The sequence below is a fragment of the Paenibacillus sp. 01T422 genome (assembly GCF_056398785.1).
Genome location: NZ_JBFTQB010000264.1, coordinates 1 through 7065 on the forward strand (window position 1 = coordinate 1; position 7065 = coordinate 7065).

Consider the following 7065-nt stretch of genomic DNA (forward strand, 5'->3'; position numbering starts at 1 on the left):
TTGGTAACCCGAATCTAGCCAAGAATCCCACTACACGAGTACTACGCATGGCAGCCGCTGAAGCATTTGGGGACACCAAGCAAGCTGTCTACAACAAAGCCAAGCAAGAAGGCCGCAAAGAGGCAGAAGCTGCTCGTGCTGCTAAGAAAGGTTTGCCAGCAGCGCGCACAGGTGCCAAAGCCAAAGTAACAAGCGAGCAGCAACTATCTCCAGAAGATGAAATTCGCCAAGGTATTATGGCGGCGAATGGTCGCGGGGGTCGTGGGCTACTCGGCTAAAAAATTAACCGATAAGGAAGTGTTCATATATGCCACAACCAGTTATTACAGGTGCAAAGAATACACGTAACATCACGCAAAACCGTCTTGTAGTTGATATGTCCAATGAAATCGGCTTGCTGAAGCCAGATGATGCAGCTCTACTCTCGTTTCTAAAATTAGCTCAAAACAAAAGCAAGAGTGCTTCCAATCCTAAATTTGAATGGATGGAAGACGGTCTTGCTCCTCGATGGGATGCTATTAACAAGGCAGCCGGGTACCTTGCAACTGATCTTACACTCACGGTAGATAACGGGACTTACTTTGCTGCTAATGACATCGTGAAGGTACCACGTACAGGAGAGGTAATTCTAGTCACGGCAATTGCAACAAATGATCTTACAGTTATTCGTGGTTATGGTGTTACTGCTGCTGCTGTATTAGTCGATAATGATCCATTAGTAATCGTAGGTAACGTGAACGAAGAGTTCGCCGGTATGCGAACAATGAAAACAACTGGTCTTACACCAATGTTCAACTACACGCAAATTTGGAGGACACCATTCGGTGTATCCCGTACAGCACAAAAAACTAAGTTGTATGGTCCTTCCGAGTTATCCTATCAACAAATGAAGAAGGGCATCGAGCATAAAAAGGATATCGAGCGCTCCTTGATTTTTGGCGAACGGAAAGAAGATACGACAGGCTCCCATCCAAAGCGTGCCACAGGCGGAATGTTGTCGTTCTTGAGTGCAAATAATTATGATGCTGGTGGTTTGCTGACACAAACGGAATTTGATAACAACTTGTCTGAGGTCGTATTTAAATACGGAAGCAAAGAAAAGATCCTGTATTCTTCTGCACGTTTGCTCTCAGTAATTAATGGATGGGCGCTTGGCAAACTTCAAATCGACCTTGAAGCTAAGAAATTTGGTCTTTCCGTTTTCAAGTATGTGACGCCATTTGGTACTTACAACATTATTAATGGTATGAACACATTGGAAGGCGCAGTGTATGGTGGATATGGAATTATCATTGACCCGGAAAATGTGACATACCGTCCGCTAGAGGGTTCTGATACAACTCTACGCACCAACATCCAAGCAAATGATGCTGATGGTCGAATCGATGAATACCTGACCGAAGGCGGACTGGAAGTTCGTAACAAAGAAACTCATGCCGTCCTTACGGGCGTAACATCATAAGGAGGAATGAATCAATATGGCTAAATTTATTGCGAAATGCCACAATCAAGTGCTCTGCATGAAGCCGAAGCGCAATCAGGTGACAAACGGTATTACGGAAGTTGTCGAGGGGCAACACATTCGTTTTGAGAACGGCGAGTATGAAACAGATAAAAAGGATGAAATTTCATTTGTCCGTAAGCATCGTTTCTTTGGCAATCAGATCTTCGAAGAAAAGTCGGAACAGGAATCAGATTTACAAACTTAATCCAACCCAGAGAGGGCAGGGCATTCATTGTCCTGTCCTTTTTGCGTTCTGAGGTGATGATAAATGGCAATGACAAATGGGGAGATCATTGAGACGGCCAATGATTTGTATCCCAATGGATTTACAGAAGCTTCAAAGCTAACACAAATTTATGTGCTTGATCAGAAGCTGCTCAGAACAATTTATCGGCAGAAGACAGCATATGCTTATGACATCGTTGCTGGGCAGTATCTATATCCATTACCTTTCCATGTGTCGAAGATCATCAGCGTGGTGTGGGATGGATACACCATAGATTATGAGGACATCAATGAGGACAACGAGGCTCCACCTTTCCTATACACCTATCAAGGATCGCTTGGACGTTATCCGACTCCTGACACAGATGTTCCCGGCGGCCTGATCATTTTCGCATACCTGGAGCCAGAAAAAGGAGATGCTGATGCTTTACCTTCATTCGATGGAGATTTCCCGATGGTTCACGTGTATAACCTTTGCCAATGGATGGCCGCTCGGAATCGGGAGTTCGATGTGTCTAACGGATTTATCAGCCAATACAACGACGAGATTAAAGATTTCAAGAAGGCAAATCCAGAGCCGGCCTTGCCGCCAATGAGGGTGGAGTGAGATGAACAAAGCTGAGCAAATTGCTGAACAAATAGCAGCAAGTTTAAACATCGCGAAGATTTGGAACTTCCTTTTTAATGTTAAAGCAGCTCCATACAACGCCAGAGGAGACGGAAATGACGATACAAATTCAATTCAAAAGGCCATTAATGCTGCTATTGCTGCTAACTCTAAATCTGTATTTTTTCCGTCAGGCTCCTACAGTGCAACGACACTAAATGATCTTGATAAAGTTGTTTTGATTGGCGATAACGCCACTCTTACTCTTGGTGGAAATGATGTGAAATTAGAACAGTATGGCGAAGGGACAAATATTGGTGAAACATCGCTGATTTATTCAAAAGCTATCGATGAGATCAGCGTGTTGCCTAAGGACTCACTTAAACGGGCCAGAAAAGCAATCAGTGATACAGCGACATTAAAAATTGGTTTTTGGGGAGACAGTATCACGGAATGGGGAGATGTTGACTTTAATGATAATTACGTGCAACGTGTCACATCGTTGCTTGGCCAGTCGCTTCCCGGAGTAACAATTACAACGCAAAACTATGCCCTGAGTTCACGTAGATTATCTCAGGCTATTGATGCGAACTATAAAGGATTAGCATCAGAACCCACTGATGTATCGCAGGGTTTTTGGCGTTCTTGGAGTACGGTTGGTAAATCGTGGCGAGACCATGTAAAGGACTTTGCTCCAGATTTATTGATTGTCGCTTTTGGAATGAATGATTCTGGGAGTGCTGGAACTGATGAAACTATGTTTGCTAACTTGCAATCGTTGGATACGTTCATTAAAACATGGTCTGTTGTTCCTAGTGTCGTGGTCGTACCTACGTTTGTTCCTACAAAAGTTGTATCTAGATACGGACAACGACAAGACACTACTTTTGCCGTAGCTCGGGCAACAAGAGAATTCACTAAACAAAAAGGGTATATCATTGCTGATGCAAACCGACTGCACACAATACTTAATTTCGGCCGTGATGAAGTTTCGAGAGCAGTCAGTTCGGAGACGGACTTTAAGTATTATGGCAATAGCGCAAAGTGGTCTGGTGATACATCAGGGTTTAATATGAATGGAACGACACTTTCACCAAAGCCAGGCATAACAGGAAAAATGGTGAAGCGTGTTCGTGATTTCTACAACGGGTTTATCGAATTTAACATGAATCCAAGTGTAACAGGGAATTCGGGATTAGCACGGATTGAGTACAGAGCAAACGACCTAGGAAAGATAATTGCATTGATAGTTCCGGGCAATAGCGGTGATGGTAATGTGCAGCTATTTGCAGATGGTACAGCATTAGCTTCCTTTTCAGGGCTAACAATTCCAACAGGTAGTAATACAAAAGTTCGAATAGAAGTAAAGGATGGAACCCACAAAATTTATGTGAATGATGTGCTTAGGATAGATTACACTGGTGTACGCAAGATGCACAGTGGTGATATCCTCATAGGCAGCGATGGAACACCACCTTCTTTCTCTAGTTTTACATTAGGTTACCGTGATGGACTACAGGGCGCACCATTGTTTAATGAAACAGAACTGGTCGGCTCATACGGTCAAAATAAAAACGGAAACGGAATTAATCACCCGACAGGTTTGGGACATTCACTATTCTACTTTCCTGCATTTTTTGGAATCATCACAGCTTTAGCACGAACGAATGATGTTTCCTTATTTCTGCCTAAATATATTCCAACAACTGCTGGGACATGGAACGTATCTCCTGGTGGTGCTTACCCTTTAACGACAACTGCGGGAGAGAAATTATTCTTCTGCATTCTACCCAAATATGATAAGAACAGAGGGATCATATTTAGGAACTTGACTACATTTGCCTATTATCAACTTTCTAATACTGCAGTGAGTCAAGCAACATTAGCGAGCCTAGAGGTTGGTAAATTTGCTTATTATAATTCTGACGCGACAAACGACTTACTTTGGATTTCCGTGCCGTCTACTGTGTCTTTTCCCTCTGAATTATGGACTTATCAATGAGGAGTGATTGCAAATCATGATTTACTAAAAGTGAATAGTTAGTATATCCATAACTGCAGAAATTGTAGTATGATGTATTAAAAAAAGGAATGGTAAAGTGTGAATAAAATTTTCAAAAAAGTTTTAAGTGTTGTGGGACTAGCATTAATTGTTCTTTTCGTGATTCAATTTGATTCAACAGGTAAAACTTATGCTGATTCAGTGAAAACAAAACAGTTTAACTGGGGAATCGAAACATGGCAAAAAGGCCAGAATGATTTTGTTCTTAAATTCAATGAAACCAATCCTATTAAGATAAAAAGAATATATGGTAATTTAACAGCTGGTCCACAACCGGAACACAAGGAATTTGATACAGTTATTCGTCAAACGTTAGCGTCATTAGTAAATGTAGGAGTTCCGTTTGACGATAAAAGCGTACAGGTTATAGGAAATCCACATGAGCGATTCAATCATACAGTGGACAATAACCTCTTCTCTGTGAATGTCAAACAGACAAATTCTCAAACGTATAATATTCCTATTGAGTACAATTATGGCACTGATCCAGTGTTAGTTCCTCAGAATAAGTTACTCATGAGAATATTCAATGAATCGTATCGACATGACGATAAAAAGGGATCATTTGTATCCGAAGACCAGCTCGATTCTTTAAATGTGGAAATTCATCTAGTAATTGATTATGAAGTTCAGTAACAAAATAAAAAAAGGACCCTCGAGGTCTTTTTTTTATTACCGTGAAAGGCACATAGGAGTGATAATTAATTATGAACTACTGGCCTCCAATAAAAAACAGACCACCAATTACACAGCGTATCTTCAAGGGATCGAATAAACTCGATCCTTTTTCTATTGCTGCTGATTTCGCTTATGACACAGTGAATCTGAGCAGTAGTAACTTTCCTATTGCCAGCACGCGTCCCGGTTACTCATTGCTTGGTACGTTCGGTACCCGTGTGTTAGGGATGGGAGTCTGGAAAGATATTGAGTTGCATGCGGTATTCAATGACGGCACATGGCAAAGGTTGAATGCTGATGGAACTTGGACGCAGCTCGCCAGTGGACTTAGTACGACAGCAGAATGGACGTTCACCAACTTCAAAGGCAATCTCTCTGATATCAGCCTGATCGGTGCGAACGGTGTAGATTCTCCTCGTTATTACAACGGTACGACCGTTTCTGTTTTGTCAGGTGTGCCATCCGGAGGCAAATACATCACACAATTCGCTGATCGTCTCTGGTGCGCTGTRGGGAATGAACTGTGGGCTTCTGCTTACCGTATTGCAAATGACTGGGCATTGCCGGTTGACCCAGACGATGAGGACGCTAGCGGATGGTTCACTACGATCGAAACACCGAACGGGGAGACGATAAACGGCATCGTATCCGGCTTGACTCGCCTAACCATTTCAAAGCCCAGCTCAACACATACGCTGATCGGCTACGCGCCTTCTGATTACGATGTGCGGAATGTATTAGGCACAGGCCAGTTCAATCAGAAATCGGCTATAGCGCTTGATGGATGGATGTATCAGCTTGAYGATGCGGGGTTCTATAGGTTCCCTGGATCAGGGCAGCCAGAGAATGATTTTTCGGAACGAATTAAAGAATATTTCACAGCAATGAGCGCAGCAGATAAGGCAGCTGCTGTTCTAGAAACGGATGGCACTCGGATATACCTTGGACTTGGCACTACACTGATTGAATACGATCCGAAGAAAGACACCTATTATCCATGGTCGGGCATTAGCRCGCTTCAGTTCGCCATGGTTGGTACAAAGCTTTACATCGGGGATGCACAAGGTCGCTTGCTACTTCTTGACGGGGCTAATGATGATGCAGGTGTACCAATTGCATGGAACTGGATTCCTGGTACGTTTACAGGCCAGTCGATGTCACAGGGCATCATCTGGAAAAGACTATGGGCAACGATGGAACTATCTGCCGGCAGTACGTTTGGCGTATCCTTGAACGGATCGGCAACAGGTGGGACGTGGGTGCAATCTGGATCTATTCTCACTGGTAGCGGAAGTATCCAACGACAGCCATATTATTTCCCTTCAAACATCTTACCGCCAACACAGCAGCTACGAGTGAAATTCGAGGGAACGGGACCTATTCAGTTCCATGAGTGGGCAAGGGACGAAGACTTTTATCCATTGAGGTGAGGACATGGGAACAACATCATTTCCAGAAACGCCGCTTAATGCGGATTTGCAGAAGGTCATTATCAACTTGAACATGATTGCCGAGGAATTGGATCAAGTCTTTTCTAATATTGACACGAAGAATATTAGAGAAATTGCAGGGTGGCTTGCAAGTCGTTATAAGCTTCAATCGAAAGATGGAGACGTAGGTTTTAATACACAAGATACGGCTGCTGATGATATCAGGATTTGGGCAGGGGATGCGATGAATGGGCTTCCTAAGTTCAAGGTAACGAAGGCAGGTAAGCTGACGGCTGTTCAAGCTGCCTTTTTATCTGCGCTCGGGTTCCCAAGGATTACGCTAAATGAATCGGAGGATGCTTTGTTAAAAGCTTCATTAGATGCTGATCATTATATCTATATAACTCCGGATTATGTTGGAGGTACGCCAGCTCTCGTTTGGCAAGATCCAGCAAGTAGCGTCCAAATGTTCATTGCGCCTAATGGCACAGGGGATTTCATACTGAATCCTACGCAGAAAATTAGAATCACATCTTCTTCCAATGACGTACATCTAGAG

8 protein-coding genes are annotated in these 7065 nt (G+C 43.1%); all 8 read left to right on the forward strand.

Translation table 11 applies throughout. The features are described 5' to 3' along the window. Positions 1–278, forward strand: a 278-nt coding sequence (locus tag AC1DUA_RS16230; protein WP_477500753.1) for a hypothetical protein, incomplete at its 5' end; no start/stop codon positions are given. Between the two features lie 29 nt (positions 279–307). Further along, the gene (locus tag AC1DUA_RS16235; RefSeq protein WP_477500754.1) at positions 308–1462 is read left to right on the forward strand and encodes an SU10 major capsid protein; all 1155 of its coding nucleotides are present in this window, start codon (positions 308–310) and stop codon (positions 1460–1462) included. A gap of 16 nt (positions 1463–1478) precedes the next feature. Further along, complete coding sequence (locus tag AC1DUA_RS16240; protein WP_477500755.1) at positions 1479–1709, forward strand: hypothetical protein; 231 nt, start codon at positions 1479–1481, stop codon at positions 1707–1709. A 63-nt stretch (positions 1710–1772) separates the two neighbouring features. Continuing rightward, a complete protein-coding gene (locus AC1DUA_RS16245) occupies positions 1773–2336 on the forward strand; it encodes a phage adaptor protein (protein ID WP_477500756.1) in 564 nt (187 codons plus the stop codon). Position 2337: 1 nt separating this feature from the next. After that, the gene (locus AC1DUA_RS16250; RefSeq protein WP_477500757.1) at positions 2338–4338 is read left to right on the forward strand and encodes an SGNH/GDSL hydrolase family protein; all 2001 of its coding nucleotides are present in this window, start codon (positions 2338–2340) and stop codon (positions 4336–4338) included. Between the two features lie 99 nt (positions 4339–4437). Then, positions 4438–5034 (forward strand): hypothetical protein, encoded by a 597-nt coding sequence (locus tag AC1DUA_RS16255; protein ID WP_477500758.1) that lies wholly within the window; start codon positions 4438–4440, stop codon positions 5032–5034. A 71-nt stretch (positions 5035–5105) separates the two neighbouring features. Then, complete coding sequence (locus tag AC1DUA_RS16260; protein WP_477500759.1) at positions 5106–6506, forward strand: hypothetical protein; 1401 nt, start codon at positions 5106–5108, stop codon at positions 6504–6506. Between the two features lie 4 nt (positions 6507–6510). Further along, the coding region (locus AC1DUA_RS16265) for a hypothetical protein (protein ID WP_477500760.1) at positions 6511–7065 on the forward strand (555 nt) is incomplete at its 3' end.

Excerpts from the sequence above, each read along its gene's own strand:
- AC1DUA_RS16235 (WP_477500754.1), top strand. The coding sequence starts at position 308 with ATGCCACAACCAGTTATTACAGGTGCAAAGAATACACGTAACATCACG.
- AC1DUA_RS16240 (WP_477500755.1), top strand. The coding sequence starts at position 1,479 with ATGGCTAAATTTATTGCGAAATGCCACAATCAAGTGCTCTGCATGAAG.
- AC1DUA_RS16245 (WP_477500756.1), top strand. The coding sequence starts at position 1,773 with ATGGCAATGACAAATGGGGAGATCATTGAGACGGCCAATGATTTGTAT.
- AC1DUA_RS16250 (WP_477500757.1), top strand. The coding sequence starts at position 2,338 with ATGAACAAAGCTGAGCAAATTGCTGAACAAATAGCAGCAAGTTTAAAC.